Here is an 18,014-nt window from a genome sequence, read left to right on the forward strand (position 1 = left end):
TCGAAGGGGAGGGGGAAGATGGGGGGATGAGCGGGATGCTGCGCGAGGAGCGTCTGCGGTCGCATCGGCTGAGCGCGCCCGCCGCAAGCGTGGCGGCCGCGGCCGAGCACATGCTCGCGACACAGGCCCAGGAGTTCTGGGGCGGACGCTGGGCCCTCGCGTCGCGCACGCGCGGCGCCCCGCGCCTCAGCGACGTCGACGCCGCGTTCGACCGCGGCGAGGTCGTGCGCTCATGGACGATGCGCGGCACGATCCACGCCATCCCGCCGCGCGACCTGGCCTGGGTGCTCTCGCTCACAGCGGAACGCCAGGCGCGGTCGGCGGCACCGGTGCGCCGGGCGGAGGGCATCGACGACTCCGTGCTCGCTGGGGTCGAAGCGGCCACGCGCGCCGCCCTCACCGGCGGCAATCGCCTCACCCGCAAGCAGCTCGCCGAGGTGTGGGAGGCGGCGGGTCATTCCACGGCCAAGCAGCGCGGGTACCACCTGCTCGTGGCCATGTCGCTGCGAGGCGTCATCTGCCAGGGCCCCGTCGTGGCCCGCGAGGCCGGACCGTCGCGCGAGCAGTATCTCGTCCTCGCCGAGGAGTGGATCGGCGAGTCGGTGAGTCCCGCTGATCCGCTCGCCGAGATGTTCGCGCGATTCATCGCTTCGCACGGCCCGGCCGGCCCGCGCGACTTCTCGTGGTGGTCGGGTCTGCCGCTGCGAGATGCCCGGGAGGCGGCGGTCGCGGCATCCGATCGCCTCATCCAGATCGCCGAAGAGCCCGAACCGCTCTACGTCGCCGCGGGCGCGCGCCCTCGGCGGAGCGCCGCGGCGCCCGAAGTCCTCGCGCTCCCGCCCTTCGAGGAGTACTACCTCTCGTACGCCGACCGCACCGTGCCGTGCGCGCCGGAGTTCCTCGCGGCGATCGGCCCGAGCCTCAACGGCATCGTCCGGCCGATCCTCGTCGCGCGCGGCGAGATCGTCGGCGTGTGGACGCACTCCGTCGCGGTCGGCCGCCATGCCGACGACCCGGTGCCCGACCTCTTCGCGCCGGGCGCCGCGAGCGACGAAGAGGTCGGCGCAGCCCTCGACCGGTACCGCGCCTTCATCACCGGATGACTCCAACCCACGGGTGACGGATGCCGAGGCATCCGGTGTCCCTGCCCGCCGCGTGCCTGCCCGGGGCCGCCCGCGCCTCCGCTGAGCGGAGGGTCTCGCGGGAAGGGAGGGGGCTCTCCCCGCGTGTCGGCCCTCCGCCGCGGTGAGAACCTCCGCTCGATCAGCGGAGGCAGCGGCCAAGCGCCGGCCGGCGGGTGACGGATGCCGAGGCATCCGTCCCCGCTATCTCAGCCTGCCGCGTGCCGGTCGAGGAAGGAGTAGACCTCGTTGTCGTCGACGCCGGGGAAGGCGCCGCGGGGGAGCGGCGAGAACATCTGCATGTGCACGCGGGCGCTCGGCCAGGCCTTGCCGCCCCAGCGCTCGGCGACGTCGGACGACGGGCGACGGCAGCACGATTCGTCGGGGCAGCGCGAGACGTCGCGCTTGTGCGTCTCGCGGCCGCGGAACCACTTCGCATCGTCGAACGGCACGCCCACGGTGATGGAGAACTCGCCCGCCGAGGTGGTGCCCGTCTGCGTCGAGCACCAGAAGGTGCCCGCGGGGGTGTCGGTGTACTGGTAGTGCTCGGTCGTGCGGTTCTGCTCCTCGAAGGCCGACCGCGCGAGGAAGCGCCGGCAGACGATCTGCCCCTCGACCGACCCCGTGACATCCATCGGCAGCGGAAGGTCGTCGTTCTCGTACACGCGCGAGATCGCGCCCGATCCGTCGACGCGCAGGAAGTGCAGCGGAATGCCGAGGTGCTTCGTCAGGAGGTTGGTCATGCGCATGCCCGCCGCTTCGTGCGTCACGCCGAAGGCATCGCGGAAGTCCTCGACCGCGAGGTTGCGGTCTTTCTTCGCCTGCTGGAGGAAGGCGACCGAGTTCGTCTCGGGCATGAGGCAGCACGCGGCGTAGTAGTTGATCTCGAGGCGCTGCTGCAGGAAGTCGGCGTAGTCGGTGGGCGGCTTGTGCCCGAGCAGGCGGTGGGCCATCGCCTGCAGCGCCATCGACCGCAGGCCGTGCCCGCCGGGGATCGAGGCCGGAGGAAGGTAGATCCGGCCGTTCTCGAGGTCGGTCACCGACCGCGCCGAGTGGGGCAGGTCGTTGACGTAGATCAGCTCGAACCCGAGCTGATCGGCCATGATGCTGACCGTGCGGTGGGTGAGGGCGCCTGTCACGTGCCCGGCCGCCTTCAGCTGCTTCTCGGCGAGCTTCTCGATGTCGGGCAGGTAGTTGTCGTGCGCACGCATGCGCAGCCGCAGGTCGGTGTTGGCGCGACGAGCCTCCTCGGGCGTCGCGATGGCCTCGCGCTCGCGGCGCTGCAGCTCGCGGTGGAGTCCGAGGATCGACTCGAGCGTCTCGTCGCTCATGCTCTTGGTCACCTTGACCGGGGCGATGCCGAGCTGACGGAACACAGGGCTCGACTGCGCGCGGTCCAGCTCGATCTCGAGCGCCGCGCGCCGGTTCGGGGGCTCGGTCGACAGCAGCTCGCCGACCTCGACACCCGTCGCCTCGGCGATCGCCTGCAGAAGCGAGAGCTTGGGCTCGCGCTTGCCGTTCTCGATGAGGCTCAGCTGGCTGCCCGCGACGCCGACCTTCTCACCGAGTTCGTCGAGGGTGAACCCGTGCGAGACGCGCTGATGACGGATGCGGTGGCCCAGCGTCGTGAGTTCGAGGGAGGTGGAAGGCATTCCTTGAGAATAGCGAAAGAATCGAAGTTCTTGCGGGCGGTCTGCCCCGAAAGTCTCATACGCAAGGCCGCAAAGTGGAAGGGAGCCACGCAGCGCACGTTCAGGGAGGAACTCCGACATGGCAATCGCCGACATCTTCACCCGCCCCGCACCGGTATCCGCCCAGCCCGCAGGAAAGTCCGCCGGCACGACCACGGCAAAAGCCCCGCCGGCGCCGCGCGGGACGGCGAGGTTCGGCGCTCGCCCGCAGATCGTCGGCGAGGGCATGACGGCGCTCATCGAGTGGGTCGACGAGATCGCCGCCCTCACCCAGCCGGCCGCCGTGCACTGGGTCGACGGCTCCCGCGCGGAGAACGACGCGCTGCTTCGCGAGATGGTCGACGAGGGCAAGCTCATCAAGCTCAACCCCGAATGGCGTCCCGGCTCCTACCTCGCCCGCTCGCACCCGAGCGACGTCGCTCGCACCGAGGGACGCACCTTCATCGCCTCGGAGCGCGAGGAGGACGCGGGCCCGACGAACAACTGGATCGCGCCCGACGAGATCCGCGGCATCCTGACCCCCCTGTTCGAGGGCAGCATGCGCGGTCGCACGATGTACGTCGTGCCGTTCTCGATGGGCCCCGTCGGCGGGCCGCTCTCGCACATCGGCGTGCAGGTGACCGACAGCGCCTACGCCGTCACCTCGATCGGCATCATGACGCGCGTCGGCGCGAGCGTGCTGCGCGAGATCGCGTCGGGCGCGCACTGGGTCAAGACGGTGCACACGGTCGGCGCACCTCTTGCACCGGGTGAGCAGGATGTCGCGTGGCCGTGCAACGACGAGAAGTACATCGTGCACTTCCCCGACACGCTCGAGGTGTGGTCGTTCGGGTCGGGCTACGGCGGCAACGCCATCCTCGCGAAGAAGTGCTTCGCATTGCGGATCGCCTCGGTCATCGGTCGCGACGAGGGGTGGCTCGCCGAGCACATGCTCCTCATCCGCGTCATCGACCCGCAGGACAAGGCGTACCACGTCGCGGCGGCCTTCCCCTCGGCGTGCGGTAAGACGAACCTCGCGATGCTGCGCCCGACGATCCCCGGATGGCGCGTCGAGACGCTCGGCGACGACATCGCGTGGCTCCGCCCCGGCGAGGACGGCCGCCTGTGGGCGATCAACCCCGAGGCCGGGTTCTTCGGCGTCGCCCCCGGCACGGGCGAGTCGACCAACGTCACGGCCGTCGAGACGCTGTGGGGCAACACGATCTTCACGAACGTCGCACTCCGCCCCGACGGCGACGTGTGGTGGGAGGGACTCACCGACGAGGCCCCGCCCGAGCTCATCGACTGGGAGGGCAACCCCTGGACGCCCGCGTCGGGACGCCCCGCCGCCCATCCCAACTCCCGCTTCACGGTGAGCGCCGCGCAGTGCCCGCAGATCGCGGACGACTGGGATGCCCCGCAGGGCGTGCCGTTGGACGCCATCCTCTTCGGCGGTCGTCGTGCGACGAACGTGCCGCTCGTCGTCGAGGCGACCGACTGGACCCACGGCGTCTTCATGGGCTCGAACATCTCGTCGGAGCGCACTGCCGCCGCCGAGGGCACGGTCGGCGAACTGCGCCGCGACCCCTTCGCGATGCTGCCGTTCTGCGGCTACAACATGGCCGACTACTTCGGCCACTGGCTCAAGGTCGGGCAGAAGCTGCGCTTCGACCGGGCGCCGCGCGTCTTCCAGGTCAACTGGTTCCGCAAGGGCACGGACGGCCGCTTCCTGTGGCCGGGCTTCGGCGACAACTCGCGCGTCATCGACTGGATCATCCGCCGCGTCGAGGGCCAGGTTCCCGCCGCCGACAGCCCCATCGGACGCCTGCCGCGCCCCGAAGACCTCAACCTCGACGGCATCGACGTGCCCCAGGCCGATCTCGACGAGCTGTTCGCGATCGACCCCGTGTCGTGGATGCGCGAGACCGACCTCACCGAGGAGTTCTACCGCACCTTCGACGGGCGCGTCCCGGCGCCGCTGTGGGCAGAGCTCGCGGCGCTCCGCTACCGGCTGAAGCTCGCTCAGCAGTCCTGACGCGCTCGGTCTCCGCACCGCGGGCTCGGCTGCGAGCCGCCCGCGGGTGCGTGAGCGTGTCGGACGAAGGATGCCTCGGCCCGCCCTGTGCAGGGGGCCGAGGCATCCGTCGTCCCCGGCCGTCGCGAGGGGGTTGAGGCATCCGTCGTCCCGGGCCGTCGCGCCGCGGCACCGTGCCCTGCTAGCTTCCGTGCATGGCACTCGTGCGGTTCTCGCCACCGGCCGGCATCGACGACGCGGGAGGGGACCGAGGGTTCCTCGATCGCTGGCACGACCTCGTGAGCGGACTCATCGCGGAGTCGACCGAGCTGAGCGGACGGGGCGCGTACCTCAACCCCGCGCTCGGCGACGTCCCGTCCGACCGCGAGCGCGCGATCACCTGGACGGGGATGTCGAGGCCCCTCCTCATGGAGCACCGCGACGACCGGTCCGCCGCCTATGCCGCCGCCGAGGATCGCGCCGTGCAGATCGAGTACCTCGAGTGGCACGTCGAACGCACGAGCGGGAAGATCTCGGCCGTCACCTTCACGTGCGAGACGCCCGAGTACTGGCGGCTCCTCGCGGCGCTCCACCCCGACGTCGTGCTCGACCTCTACCGGCGGCTCGTCTCGCCCGATGTCGCGCGGGGCGACCTGTTCGCGCCCGACGGCACCTATCTCCTTCTCAACCGGTGGAACACGACGGACGGTGCGGTGCACTACGTCATGCCGATCAACTCGATGAGAGACCTCCTCGGCGTCTCGCAGGAGCTCGAGCCGTCGCAGCACGCCGACGACGGCTACGACGCGCTGCCGTACTCGCGCGCGACGGGTGCCGACGCGCGGATCAACTTCGACCTCTGGGCGATGTCGAGGCAAGGGCATCGCATCGCGACAGCGAACCCGCCGGGGCTCTACATGATCGGCTGGGACGACTCCGGCTGGACCACCCCCGACGGTCGCCGCGTCGGCGACTACTGGACGATCGACCGCGGTCGCCCGGGTGCGGCGCTGCGGGTCACCTACCGCGTGCCCGACAGCGAGGGCTTCCTCGTCGGCGACATCTCGATCGGCGGCCGGCCGATCGAGTTCGGCGGGCAGATCGCGGAGCACATCACGATGTCGGCGCACGTCGTCACGGGAGGAGTCGCATGAGCGGACAGGGCGGCGACGCACTCGCGGGACTCGGTGCGGTAGGTGTGCAGCGACTGTCGGGCATCTCGCTGCCGCAGCCGACGCCGGTGGCGCCGGGCGCGCCGGCGTCGCCGGCGGAGTGGGCGGCGTCGGGGCTCCTGGGCGAGGAGGCGCCTGCGCCTGCGTCCGCAGCCCAGCAGCGGACGGATGCCTCGGCCGAGCCGGTCTTCGACGAAACGGCGACCTCCGACATCCAGGGCAACGTGATCCCCGGCTTCAACAAGGACCACCAGCGTTTCCTCTTCTTCACGGCGGCCGATGCGCCCCGCGCTCGGGAGTGGCTCCGCGGGCTCGCACCGCGCCTGTCGAGCATGCGGGAGGTGCTCGACTTCCGGCGGGAGTTCCGCCGCGAGCGGCTCGAGTCGGGGAGCGCGACGCCGACGAAGACGGCGACGTGGACGGCTTTGGCGGTGTCAGCGTCGGCGGTCGTGAAGCTGCTCGGCGAGGATGCCCTCGCACGGTTCGGCGACGGCGCGTTCCGGCAGGGGATGGCGGCGCGCTCGACGTTCCTCGGCGATCCGGCCGATCCCGAGGCGCCGGGGCACCGCGACGGCTGGAAGGTCGGCGGGAGCGGAACGGAAGCCGACTTCGTGGTGATCGTCGCGTCGGATTCGCTCGACGAGCTCGAGGCCGCGGCATCCGGGATCATCGCGGAAGCCGAGCGGCTGGCCGTGACCCTGACGTTCGACCAGCTCGGCGAGAACCTGCCGGGCAACCTCGCGGGGCACGAGCACTTCGGCTTCAAGGACGGCGTCTCGCAACCGGGTGTGCGCGGGGCGACCGTCGACGGCGAGGACATCAGCCCCCGCTACCTCGACCCGCGCAATCCGCATTCGCGCATCTTCGGCAAGCCGGGGCAGCCGCTCGTCTGGCCGGGTCAGTTCGTCGTGGGCTGGCCCCGGCAGAGCCCGGCCGATCCGCTCGTCGCAGCCGAGGCATCCGACGCCTTCCCGGACTGGGCCCGCAACGGGTCGTATCTCGTCTTCCGCCGGCTGACGCAGGACGTTCCGGCGTTCTGGGACTTCGCCGCCCGCGCGGCGCAGGCGCATGGCACCGACCCCGTGCACTTCGCGTCGATGATGGTGGGCCGATGGCCGAGCGGCGCGCCGATCTCGCGCACGCCCGAGGGTGACGACGTGGCGCTCGCGGGGGATGAGTTCGCACACAACCACTTCCAGTTCGACGACGACACGACCGCCTGGATGCCGAGCCCCGAGCTCTCGCGTGCGGGATATCCGGGCGACGGCCATCCGCGCGCCCGCGCCGACCTCTTCGGGCAGGCCTGCCCCGTCGCCGGGCACTTCCGCAAGGTCAACCCGCGCGACAGCGCGACCGACTTCGGGGCGCCGGCCGACACGTTCCTGCGGCTCATGCTGCGCCGGGGCATCCCGTTCGGGCCGCCGCTCGCCGGCGTCGCCGGCCCCTCGCCCGAGCTCGTCGAGACGGAGCGCGGGCTGCTGTTCGCCGCCTACATGACCTCGATCGAGGACCAGTTCGAGTTCGTCGTGCGGCGCTGGGCGAACTCGTCGCTGCAGCCGAACGTGGGCGGCCATGACCCGATCATCGGCCAGGCCGATGACTACGGCGATCGCACGCGGCACATCGATCTGCCCGCCGCGTCGGGCGAGGCGACGCGGGTCGCGATCGAACAGGAGTTCGTGACCGCGACGGGCGGCGGCTACTTCTTCGCGCCGGGGATCTCGGCGGTCGCCGACGTGCTCGGGGCGGAGCCCGCCGGCGGCGGATCACCGGGCTAGCGGGACCGACGGCGGGTCGCCCGGCGCGGTGGGCCCCGCTGACGTCACACGAGGAGCTGGTGCCTCGCGAGGTCGCGGTACAGCGGCGTGGTCTCGACGAGCTCCGAGTGCGTGCCCTGACCGACGACCCGGCCGTGGTCCATGACGACGATGTGGTCGCTGTCGACGACGGTCGAGAGCCGGTGGGCGATCACGACGAGCGTGCGGCCCGTCGCGACGGCGTCGATCGCGTCGCGCATGCGCTGCTCGTTCAGGCCGTCCAGCGACGACGTCGATTCGTCCAGGAGCAGGATCGGGGGAGCTGCGAGCAGCGCGCGGGCGATCGCGAGGCGCTGGCGCTCGCCGCCCGAGAGCATCACGCCGCTCTCGCCGACGGGCGCGTCGACGCGGAGCGGACTGCGCTCGAGCACCTCGCCGAGATTGACGGCGCGGAGCACCCGCTCGCAGTCCGCATCGGATGCCGCGGGCGAGGCGAGCCGCAGGTTCTCGCCGATCGTGCCGGCGAGGGTCGGAGCGTCCTGCTCGACATAGCCGAGCTGCGCGCGCAGCGCGCCGCGGTCGAGCGTGCGCACGTCCTCGCCGCCGAGGAGGACGGCGCCCGACGTCGGGTCGTAGAAGCGCTCGATGAGGGCGAGCGTCGTGCTCTTGCCGGCGCCGGACGGACCGACCAGGGCCACGCGCGCGCCACGCGGGACCGAGAACGAGACTCCGCGCAGGACCTCGGCCGCGGCATCCTGTTCCGACGCCGGCGGCTGCCCCTCGCCCTCGGCGAGGCGCCGAAGGTCGTCGGCCACCGACTTGTCGACGTGGGCGTCGTCGAGCGCCGCGAGCGCCGCGTCTTCGGCCTTGCGGCGGGCCGCGACGACGGCCTCGGGGTAGCGGAAGTGCACGTCGCGGAACTCGAGCGCCGGTGCGGTCGGGGCGACGGATGCCTCGGCCTCGCGCTCGCGGACGGTGGCCGCGATCGCGGCATCCGCCTGCGTCTCAGTCGGGAGGTCGAGGATCTCCTGGATCCGGCCCAGGGCGCCGAGCGCCTGATTCACCGACGTGATCGCGCCGAAGAAGGTGCCGAGCGGCGCGACGAGGAGGAAGAGGAACATGACGAAGGTGACCAGCGCCGCGACCGGGATGGCGCCCGACGCGACGCGCAGGCCGCCGACGCCCAGGACGACCAGGAGCGACAGCTGGAGGGCGATGCCCGCGACCGGCACGATGAGCGCCGAGACCTTGGCGATGCGCACGCCCTGGTCATAGGTGTCCTCGGCGAGACCGCCGAGCGCGCGCTCCTCGCGGTCGCTCGCTCCGGAGGCGCGCACGGTGCGGATCGAGCCGATGGCGCGCTCCACGCCGGAGGCGAGCTCGCCGACCTTCTCCTGCTGGTCTTTCGTCGCGCGTCGGATGCGGCCGCTGAGCACGCCGACGACGGCGATCGAGCCGCCGATGACGATCACGATGAGTCCGAGGAGCACGGGGTCGATGATCGCCATCGCGATCAGCGCGCCGACGAAGACCAGCGAGTTGCCGACCGCGTCGGCGAGGCCCTGTGTCAGCACCGCGTACAGCAGCGTCGTGTCGGTGCCGACGCGGGAGACGAGATCGCCCGTGCGTCGCGCATCGAATTCGCTGATCGGGAGGTGGAGGATGCGCCCGATGAGCTTGCGGCGGGACGAGTAGACCACCGCGGTCCCCGTGCGCTGCAGGAGGTAGTGCTGATAGCCCGAGATGAGCGAGGCGACGATGACCAGGGCGACGATGCCCCACACGAGGAGCCCGAGCGGCTGGTTCGCCTCGACGCGGCCGATGAGGACCCCGACGAACAGCGGCTGGGCGAGTGTCGCGGCGGCGCCGATGACGCTCAGGATCGCGACGAGGGTCAGAACCCTCTTGTGCTCGAGGAGGAACGGGAAGAGCTGCTTGAGACTCGCGCGCGGGCCTTCTTGAGGCGCGCGCCGGCCGAAGCGGGCTCGGGAGGAGGAGGTCGTGGTGGACATGGGGTTCCCTGCTTCGTGGTCATGAGGGAGAAAGGGCGAACGCCCTATCTTCGACCGTACTTCTTGTGGACAGCCTGCTTGCTCACGCCGAGGGCGTCGGCGATCGCCAGCCACGAGTAGCCCTGCGTGCGCGCGCGGCGCACCTGCTCGGCCTCGGCGCGCGCCAGATCGGCGTGCAGCGCCCGCAACCGGCGCAGCTCGGGGAGCGGCTCGCCGCCCTGTGCCGCCCCGATCGCCGTGCGGATGTCATCGCTCACGAGCGTCAACGTTAGTTGACGGAGCGGAGGCTGTCAACCTAGGTTGACGCTCAGTCGAGGAAGCATCCCGCCGTGACGCGCAGCAGAGACGAGGACCCGCCCCGGCGAACCGGAGCGGGCCCTCTGCGGGAACGTGTCAGTGTGCCATGGCGGCGAGGGCGTCGGGGTCGATGGTGGCGATGGACCGGGTGTCTTGGAAGGCGCGGACGCCTTCGATGCCCTGTTCGCGGCCCATGCCGGACTGCTTCATGCCGCCGAACGGCGCGCGCAGGTCCAGGCGGGTGGCGCCGTGGTCGTTGACCCAGACGTAGCCGCAGACCAGTCGCGAGCCGACGCGGGTGGCCGCTTCGGGGTCGGCGGTCCATACCGATCCGCACAGGCCTCCCCAGGTGTCGTTGGCCAGGTGGACGGCGTCGTCTTCCGAATCGAACGGGATGATCGGGATGACGGGGCCGAACTGCTCCTGGGTCACCACGCGCAGGGACGGGTCGGGGTCGATGACGATCGCGGGGCGGAGGAAGTTGCCGCCGGCGAGGTCGCCGGTGGGGAGGGTGCCGTATTCGCGGACCTCGGCTCCGGCATCCTTGGCTTCCTGGATGATCTCGGCCACGAACGCTTTCTGGGCGGGGGAGTGCAGCGGCCCCATCGTGGTGCCCTCGTCCAGCCCGTACCCGATCACGGCCTTCTCCAGTCGGGTGGCGAGGCCCTCGACGACCTCGTCCAGGCGGGAGCGGTGCACGAAGACGCGCTTGGCGTTCATGCAGATCTGCCCGGTGGTGTCGTAGATCGCCGCGTACAGGCGGTCCAGATGGGTGTCATCGATGATCGCGTCCTCCAGGAACACCGCCGCATCGTTCCCGCCGAGCTCCAGCGTCACCCGGGTCAGTGAGGTGGAGGCGAGCTCCATGATCCGCTTGCCGCCGTTGACCGACCCGGTGAAGCACACCTTGTCGACGTCGGTGATCAGCCCGGTCATGTTCGCGTCACGGCCGGTGATGACATTCAGCACCCCCGGGGGAAGCTTCTCCGCGACCCGCTGCACCACCCGGGTGGTCGCCAGCGGCGCGGTGGGCGGCGGTTTGACGATCGCGGTGTTCCCGGCCAGCAGCGCGTGCGGCAGCGCCGCACCCAGGATCGCGATCGGCCAGTTGAACGGCACGATCACCGTCACCACCCCCAGCGACTGGTACGACACCTCCGTCGACACCGGGATCGCGCCGGGCACGACCGGGAGCGTGTGCCCGGTGTCGACCTCGTCGGCCAGCATCAGCGCCAGGTTCCACCGCAGCTCGAACACGAGCGCGTCCACCCACGCCTCGAACCGCACCTTCCCGTTCTCCTGCGACAAGATCGCCGCATCCGCGTCACGCTCATCCGCGATCCCCGCGATCGCGTCCGCCATCAACCGCGCACGCTCCACCGCCGACAACGCAGACCACGCCGGATACGCGTCCTTGGCGGCTCTGACCGCGTCGGCCACATCACCCGGCGTCGCCGACGCCGCATGACCCACCACCACACCCGGCTTCCCCGGATCGGCGATGGCGAGCGTATCCACCGTGTCGCGGACCTCGCCCCCGATGAACAGCCCCGTCTTGACCGGGGCATCCGTCACTGTGTCCGACATCTCGAACCACCTCTCTGTGCTTCCGACGCGTCGAGCGCGCATCGGCGTCGCGGACGAGCATCACTCCCGGGGCGCGAGTTCGCTGTCGCGGCAGAAGGATGCGTCTGAATAAAGCGTGCCTCGCGCGCGGCCTCCTGGCAAGATTGCCGCGCAATTTCGCGCCAATTTCGTATGCAATGTGGAGCTGGCCGATAGCCTGGGTGTGGGCATCTCGTCGTGGTGCCCCTCGGCAGAGACGCCGACGCGTGAAGCACCCCTTCGTGGAGGCGCAGATCGCCGCCGCTGCCGGGGTTCGCCGCAGGCAATGCGAAGGGAATCCGGGGGATGACCGATACCGCCGTCATGGAGGCAGGCGAGCACGCCTCGTCGCGTCCCGACCTCACTCAGCAGATCCGGGAGGCCATCCTCGGAGCCGAGTTCGCGCCACACCAGCGCCTCATCGAGGCAGATCTGAGCGAGCGCTACGACGCATCGCGCGCCGCCGTGCGCACGGCGCTGCTGAACCTCACCAACGAGGGACTGGTCGAACGGGTGCCGAACCGAGGTGCGCGCGTGCGTGCGATCAGCGTCGACGAGGCCGTCGAGATCGTCGAGGTGCGCATCGGCCTCGAGACCCTGTGCGCCCGCAAGGCGGCCGAGAACCTGACGGATGCCGACGCCGACGAGCTGCAGGGCCTGCGCGACGCGATCGGCACGGCCGTGGCATCCGGAAACCTCGTCGAGTACTCGCGGCTCAATCAGGAGCTCGACCGGCGGATCCGGGAGCTCAGCCACCACACCACGGCGACGCAGCTGCTCGAGCGGCTGCGCGCGCAGTCTGCGCGCCACCAGTTCCGCCTCGCCTTCCACCCCGGCCGCGCCGTGCAGTCGGCGCCCGAGCACATCGCCATCATCGAGGCGATCCTGTCGCGGGATCCCGACGCGGCCGAGGCCGCGACGCGTGCCCACCTCAGCGGCATCGTGGACGTGCTGCGCGCCCTCGACTGACCCCGCTGGTCCGCTCCCGCACTCCTCTCCACGCGCCCCGACCTCCGCCCTCCCTCCTCCCGCGCACCCCCCCGCGTACCCAACTCAGGACGGGAGCAGGCCAGGACGCCGCGCGCTCGGCGTGTCGCTCTGCTCGGCGCCGCTCGTCCTGAGTTCGGTACACGCGTCGGGCGAAACCGGAGCGGGTGAAACCGGAGCGGGTGAAACCGGAGCGGGGCAAGGTATCCGCCCCCGCCGCGTACCCAACTCAGGACGGGAGCCGGCCAGGACGCCGTTCCGTCGGCGTGTCGCCCTGCTCGGCGCCGCTCGTCCTGAGTTCGGTACACGCGTCGGGTGAAACCGGAGCGGGTGAAACCGGAGGGACGAAACCGGAGCGGGTGAAGCCGGAGTGGGGCACGGCGTCCGCCCCAGAGCGCGGACGGCACAACGCCGCGCACGCCGAAGGGCGGCCCGCTCGCGCGGACCGCCCTTCGGGGTGTGGCGGGATCAGCCCCAGTTCTGTGCCGGAGCGTAGCCCTTGCCGTTGTACTTCTGCACCTGCACGGTCGAGACGGCGGGCTGGCCGTCCTCGGTCGTGTCGACGCTGGAGCCGTCGAGCATGAGCGGAGCGACGTAGTCCTGGATCGAGCGGAGCTCCTTCATGAAGTCCGCGCGCGTGGGCTCGGTCATCTTCTGGAACACCTGGTCGAGCGTCGCGCCGACCTGGTAAGACCAGACGCAGTGCGGGAACGCCGGCGGATCCGGGTAGTTCGCGTACTCCTTGAGGCCGGCGAGGAAGGCCTTGCCGTCTTCGCTGTCGGCGAAGGTCGGAGCTGCGGCCGACTGCGCGAACGCGACGGTGTAGACGCCGGGGAACGCCGTGGCGCCGCCGGGCTCGAGGATCGCGCTGGGGCTCGACGTGTTCGACGGGAGGAACCAGCTGGGCAGCCACCCGAGCTCCTGCGTCTTCTGCAGCGACGAGATGACCAGCGGCGTGATCGACATGGCGTTGAAGAAGACGTCGGCGCCGGATCCGGCGAGCTCGGTCAGCTGCGCGTCGACGTTGGTGTCGGTCGCCTCGTACGTGAGCTCCTTCACGACCTGGATGTTGTCGGCGCCCTCGATGCCCTTCTTGAAGCCCTCGACGTAGCCCTGGCCGTAGTCGTCGTTCTGCGACAGGATCGCGACCTTGTGCTCGTCGGGCGAGGAGGCGAGCAGCTTGCCGAACGCCTCACCCTCGTTCTGGTAGATCGGCACGAAGCCGAGCGACCACGGGCTCTGCTTCTGGTCGCTGAAGATCGGGTCACCGGTCATGATGAGCGCCTGCGGCACCTCGTCGGCGATCGCGGCCTCGCGCCATGCGCGGTTGGTGGGCGTGCCCAGCCCCGCGGTCATCGCGAAGACGCTGTCCTTCAGCTGGTCGAAGTTCGCGGCGGCCTTCTGCGGGTCGTACGCGTCGTCGAGCGCCTTGATCTCGACCTTGCGCGTCTTGCCGTCGCCGAAGGTGACGCCGCCGTCGGCGTTCTTCGCGCCGAAGTACGCCGTGATGCCGGCGACGGTGCACGTGCCGGGGCCGGCGGTCGCGCCCGAGAGGGGCGTGGTGATGCCGAGCGTGATCGTGTCGTCGGTGATGCCGGGGCTCGCCGCGGCTGCGCCGCCGCTCTCGGTCGGGCTGCCGCTGTCGCCGCCGCGGGCGCATCCCGTTGCGAGGAGGGCGACGATGCCCAGGCCTGCGACGACCGACACAGCCCGCATCTTGGTGCGGTGAGTGATCATGTGTCCTGCCTTCTCTCTTCTGACTCTGTGGGTGGGTGGGTGGTTACGTCGGCACCGTCCGGTGCGCTCGTGGAGGGGACTGCAGTGGCGGATGCCGCGGCCTTGGCCGCCGCCGCGCCGCCGCCTTGTTCGCGCGCGCGCCGGCGGCGGAACAGCCGCGGGAGCGAGACCAGCCCGCCCGGCAGTACGAACAGCGCGATGAGGAGGATGGCGCCCTGCAGCACGGCGGTGAGGCCCGGATCGATCAGATTCGTCAGCTGCGGCGTGAGCACGTAGTAGGCGCCGCCGAGGAGGGAGCCGAGGATGCTGCCGGCCCCGCCGATGACCATCGAGGCGAGCAGAGTGATCGAGTGCCCGAAGCTGAGCGTCTCGGGCGAGGTGTACTGGATGACGACCATGTACAGGAACCCGCTGACTCCGCCCAGGAGCGAGGCGACCGTGAAGGCGAGCACCTTGTACCGGTAGGGCGAGATGCCCATCGACCCCGCGACGGCCTCGTTGCCCTTGACGATCGCGAAGGCGCGTCCGTACTTGCCGCGCACGAGGTTGCGGGTGAGGAGGAAGGAGATGCCGGCGATGAGCAGCACGATGTACAGCTGCCACTGGTCGTCGTAGAGGCCCGTCCACTCCGGGGCGGCGGTGAACCGCGCCGACAGGCCCTGCGAGCCGCCGGTGAACTCCGACAGCCGCTTCGCGAGCGGGACGCCCACGATCGGGAGGGCGATGGTGACCATGGCGATCGCGAGCCCTCCGAGCCGGGCAGCGGCGAGGGCGACGAGGAGGCCGACGACGGCGGGGATGAGGCACGCGAGCACGAAGACCAGGACGATGTTCCAGTCCTGCTGCACGCCGTACGCCGTGACGTAGGCGCCGAGACCGAGGAAGAAGATCTGCCCCAGCGACACCTGACCGGTGTACCCCATGACGACGTTGAGCCCGAGCACGGCGACGGCGAAGACGCCGATGCGGGCGAGGGTCGTGTTGGCGAACTCGGGCAGCACGAGGGGGAGCACGATGGCCAGGACGACGACGATCGCGATGACGGCCCAGCGGACCCAGGGCTTGCGCATGACTGCGGTGGCGGTGGACATCAGACGCGCACCACTGCTTTCCGGCCGAACAGGCCCTGAGGTCGGACGATGAGGACGACGAAGATCATGATGAAGGGCACCGCGATCTTGAGGTCGTGGCCGATGAGCGGCACGTAGACGGCGGCGAGGTTCTCGAGCACCCCGATGAGCCACGCGGCGATCACGACGCCGATCGGGCTGGTCAGGCCGCCGATGATGACCGCGGCGAGCGCGTACACCAGAGCGCTGTCCATCATGTTCGGCGTGAGCGTCAGCTGCGGGGCGACGAGGGCACCCGCGACGGCGCCGAGGCTCGCCGCAAGCCCCCAGCCGACCATCAGGAGACGGCCGACAGGCATGCCCGAGAAGGCCGCGGACTGCGGGTTGATCGCCACGGCGCGGAGGGCGAGTCCGAGCTTCGTACCGAGGAAGAGCAGCTGCAGCAGCACCATGATCGCGACGATCGCGAGGATCGTGCCGATCGACCGCACGCTCACGACGGCCCCCGCGATGCTGATCGTCTCGAGGGGGAACAGCGACGGGAAGAGCTTGTTGTTGTACGACCAGATCCACGCGCAGATGCCCGTGATGAGCGTCAGAAGGCCGATCGTGACGACCACGGCGGTGTCGGGGTCGCCGCCTTCGAACTTGCGGATGAGGAAGCGCTCGACGATCGCCCCGATGACGAACGAGGCGGCGATCGAGATGAGGATCGCCAGGAGGAGCGGAACGCTCCACGCCGTCAGCTGCCAGGCGATGTAGGCCGACAGCACGGCCATGCCTCCCTGCGCGAAGTTGATGAGGCCGGTCGCCTGGTTCACGAGCACGATCGCCAGGGCGAGCGCGGCGTAGATCGATCCGGACGACAGCCCGTCGATGACGAGTTGGATGAAGGTCCCCATGCGTCAGCCTCCCAAGTACGCGCGGCGGATCTCGTCCATCCCCTTGAGCTCTGCCGAGGAGCCCGTGAGGACGTTGCGGCCCGTCTCGAGCACCGTGGCGCTCTCGACCAGGGTGAAGGCGAGGTTGGCGTTCTGCTCGACGACGACCATCGCGATGCCCGACTCGGCGCGCAGGCGCTTGATCGAGTCGTACACCGTCTTCGCGGTGCTCGGAGCGAGCCCGAGGGATGCCTCGTCCAGGAGCAGCAGCCGGGGCTTGGCCATGAACGCGCGCGCGACCGCCAGCATCTGCTGCTCGCCGCCCGAGAGCGCCGACGCGTTGGAGGTGATGCGCTCCTTGAGCTGGGGGAACAGTTCGAGGCAGTAGTCGATGTCGCCGGCGATGTTCTTGCGGTCCTTGCGCGTGTACGCGCCGACGCGCAGATTCTCGCGCACCGTGAGGTCGCCGAGGGTGCCGCGGCCCTCCGGGACGTGCGCGATGCCGAGCTGCGCGATCTGGTCGGGGCGGAGACCGCGGATGTCCTTGCCGTCGAAGACGATCGAGCCTCCCGCGCGGACCGTGCCGCTGATGGCGCGGAGGGTCGTCGTCTTGCCGGCGCCGTTGGCGCCGAGGATGCCGACGGCGCCGCCTTCGGGCACGCTCAGCGACACGGTGTCGAGCACCTGCACCGGCCCGTAGAACGCCGTGACGTCGGTGAGCTCAAGCAGCGTCATCGGCGGCTTCCTTCCCGATGTAGGCCTCGATCACGCGCGGGTCGGACTGCGCCTGGGCGGCGCTGCCCTCCATGAGCTTGCGCCCGTGGTCGAGGACCACGACCCGGTCGGTGAGGGCCGCGATGAGCCCCATGTGGTGCTCCACGACGACGACCGTGATGTCGTCCTCGGCGCTCACCCGCCGGACGGTCTGGATCAGCTGCTCGACCTCCGCGTGGGGAAGGCCCGCCGCGGGTTCGTCCAGCAGCAGCAGGCGCGGCTTCATCAGCAGGGCACGGCAGAGCTCGATGCCCTTGTGCAGGCCGTGCGAGAGTTCGTCGGCCTTCAGTCCCGCCGCCCAGCCGAGCCCGTTGCGCTCGAGGAGGGCGAGGGCCTCGTCGCGCAGCGCCCGCTCGGACCGACGGGTGCGGGGCAGACGCAGGGCCCACTCTCCCGCGCCCCCGGGGAGCCGGGTGTGGGCGCCGAGGAGGACGTTCTCGAGCACCGTCGAGTGCAGCTGCAGAGCCGGGTGCTGGAAGGTGCGCGCCAGCCCGTGCCGCGCGAGCGTCGCGGGGCGGGCGCCGCTGATCTCCGCGCCATCGATCGAGATCGACCCCGACGTCGGCTTGTAGTGACCGCTGATGCAGTTGAACAGAGAGGTCTTGCCCGCGCCGTTCGGACCGACGAGTCCGAAGATCTGGCCGGGCTCGACCGTGAAGGAGACGTCTTGCAGCACCTTGATGCCGCCGAATTGGAGGCTCACGTCGTGCAGTGTCAGCTGAGCGGCCATGCTCACCCTTCGCGTCGTCGCGTCGTTTGGTCGGGCTCGGGTCGGGTCGACAGGACGACCTGTCCCCGTGAATGGGACGGTACGGATTCGCGCTCAGATTGTCAACGATTTTGGCGTGATTTCTGCGACGCGTGTCCGAATCGTGATCGGTCCGGCGCCCGTGGGGCTCCACTCCCTCGATCGTCCG

14 protein-coding genes are annotated in these 18,014 nt (G+C 70.6%); 5 read left to right on the plus strand and 9 right to left on the minus strand.

What is annotated here, in order from left to right:
- The first annotated feature begins 26 nt into the window (after nucleotides 1-26).
- Complete coding sequence (locus ACSBPH_RS14170; protein ID WP_442574960.1) at nucleotides 27-1,103, plus strand: winged helix DNA-binding domain-containing protein; 1,077 nt, start codon at nucleotides 27-29, stop codon at nucleotides 1,101-1,103.
- Between the two features lie 227 nt (nucleotides 1,104-1,330).
- Here ACSBPH_RS14170 and ACSBPH_RS14175 read toward each other — a convergent pair whose 3' ends face one another.
- Complete coding sequence (locus ACSBPH_RS14175; protein WP_442574961.1) at nucleotides 1,331-2,773, minus strand: helix-turn-helix domain-containing protein; 1,443 nt, start codon at nucleotides 2,771-2,773, stop codon at nucleotides 1,331-1,333.
- Nucleotides 2,774-2,891: 118 nt separating this feature from the next.
- Between ACSBPH_RS14175 and ACSBPH_RS14180 the strand changes: the two genes are divergently transcribed.
- The 3 genes from ACSBPH_RS14180 (at nucleotide 2,892) to ACSBPH_RS14190 (ending at nucleotide 7,755) form a co-directional block, all read left to right on the plus strand.
- The gene (locus ACSBPH_RS14180; RefSeq protein WP_442574962.1) at nucleotides 2,892-4,826 is read left to right on the plus strand and encodes a phosphoenolpyruvate carboxykinase (GTP); all 1,935 of its coding nucleotides are present in this window, start codon (nucleotides 2,892-2,894) and stop codon (nucleotides 4,824-4,826) included.
- 194 nt (nucleotides 4,827-5,020) lie between these two features.
- Nucleotides 5,021-5,959 (plus strand): hypothetical protein, encoded by a 939-nt coding sequence (locus ACSBPH_RS14185; RefSeq protein WP_442574963.1) that lies wholly within the window; start codon nucleotides 5,021-5,023, stop codon nucleotides 5,957-5,959.
- Complete coding sequence (locus tag ACSBPH_RS14190; RefSeq protein ID WP_442574964.1) at nucleotides 5,956-7,755, plus strand: Dyp-type peroxidase; 1,800 nt, start codon at nucleotides 5,956-5,958, stop codon at nucleotides 7,753-7,755. Before ACSBPH_RS14185 ends, ACSBPH_RS14190 begins: the two co-directional genes overlap by 4 nt.
- 44 nt (nucleotides 7,756-7,799) lie before the next feature.
- Here the strand turns inward: ACSBPH_RS14190 and ACSBPH_RS14195 are convergent, their stop codons facing one another.
- From ACSBPH_RS14195 to ACSBPH_RS14205, 3 genes are all read right to left on the minus strand, one after another.
- On the minus strand, nucleotides 7,800-9,746 hold the full coding sequence (locus tag ACSBPH_RS14195) for an ABC transporter ATP-binding protein (protein WP_442574965.1): 1,947 nt from the start codon (nucleotides 9,744-9,746) through the stop codon (nucleotides 7,800-7,802).
- A 44-nt stretch (nucleotides 9,747-9,790) separates the two neighbouring features.
- Nucleotides 9,791-10,003, minus strand: coding sequence for an AsnC family protein (locus tag ACSBPH_RS14200; protein WP_442574966.1), 213 nt, complete (start codon nucleotides 10,001-10,003; stop codon nucleotides 9,791-9,793).
- A gap of 136 nt (nucleotides 10,004-10,139) precedes the next feature.
- On the minus strand, nucleotides 10,140-11,630 hold the full coding sequence (locus ACSBPH_RS14205; protein WP_442574967.1) for an aldehyde dehydrogenase family protein: 1,491 nt from the start codon (nucleotides 11,628-11,630) through the stop codon (nucleotides 10,140-10,142).
- 324 nt (nucleotides 11,631-11,954) lie between these two features.
- Here ACSBPH_RS14205 and ACSBPH_RS14210 point away from each other — a divergent pair, with 324 nt between their 5' ends.
- Nucleotides 11,955-12,617 (plus strand): GntR family transcriptional regulator, encoded by a 663-nt coding sequence (locus ACSBPH_RS14210; RefSeq protein ID WP_442574968.1) that lies wholly within the window; start codon nucleotides 11,955-11,957, stop codon nucleotides 12,615-12,617.
- Nucleotides 12,618-13,103: 486 nt separating this feature from the next.
- On the opposite strand, the gene ACSBPH_RS14215 is transcribed toward ACSBPH_RS14210, so the two are convergent.
- Genes ACSBPH_RS14215 through ACSBPH_RS14235 form a run of 5 tightly spaced genes read right to left on the minus strand, consistent with a single transcriptional unit; the run spans nucleotide 13,104 to nucleotide 17,827 of the window.
- The gene (locus ACSBPH_RS14215) at nucleotides 13,104-14,372 is read right to left on the minus strand and encodes an ABC transporter substrate-binding protein (RefSeq protein WP_442574969.1); all 1,269 of its coding nucleotides are present in this window, start codon (nucleotides 14,370-14,372) and stop codon (nucleotides 13,104-13,106) included.
- A complete protein-coding gene (locus ACSBPH_RS14220; RefSeq protein WP_442574970.1) occupies nucleotides 14,369-15,463 on the minus strand; it encodes a branched-chain amino acid ABC transporter permease in 1,095 nt (364 codons plus the stop codon). The genes ACSBPH_RS14215 and ACSBPH_RS14220 overlap by 4 nt, the downstream gene beginning before the upstream one ends.
- Nucleotides 15,463-16,344: a branched-chain amino acid ABC transporter permease gene (locus tag ACSBPH_RS14225; protein ID WP_442574971.1), complete on the minus strand. Its 882-nt coding sequence runs from the start codon at nucleotides 16,342-16,344 to the stop codon at nucleotides 15,463-15,465. The genes ACSBPH_RS14220 and ACSBPH_RS14225 overlap by 1 nt, the downstream gene beginning before the upstream one ends.
- Nucleotides 16,345-16,347: 3 nt before the next feature.
- A complete protein-coding gene (locus tag ACSBPH_RS14230) occupies nucleotides 16,348-17,058 on the minus strand; it encodes an ABC transporter ATP-binding protein (protein ID WP_442574972.1) in 711 nt (236 codons plus the stop codon).
- On the minus strand, nucleotides 17,045-17,827 hold the full coding sequence (locus tag ACSBPH_RS14235) for an ABC transporter ATP-binding protein (protein WP_442574973.1): 783 nt from the start codon (nucleotides 17,825-17,827) through the stop codon (nucleotides 17,045-17,047). Before ACSBPH_RS14235 ends, ACSBPH_RS14230 begins: the two co-directional genes overlap by 14 nt.
- Between the last annotated feature and the right edge of the window lie 187 nt (nucleotides 17,828-18,014).

The sequence above is a fragment of the Microbacterium sp. F51-2R genome (assembly GCF_052180235.1).
Lineage (GTDB): Bacteria > Actinomycetota > Actinomycetes > Actinomycetales > Microbacteriaceae > Microbacterium.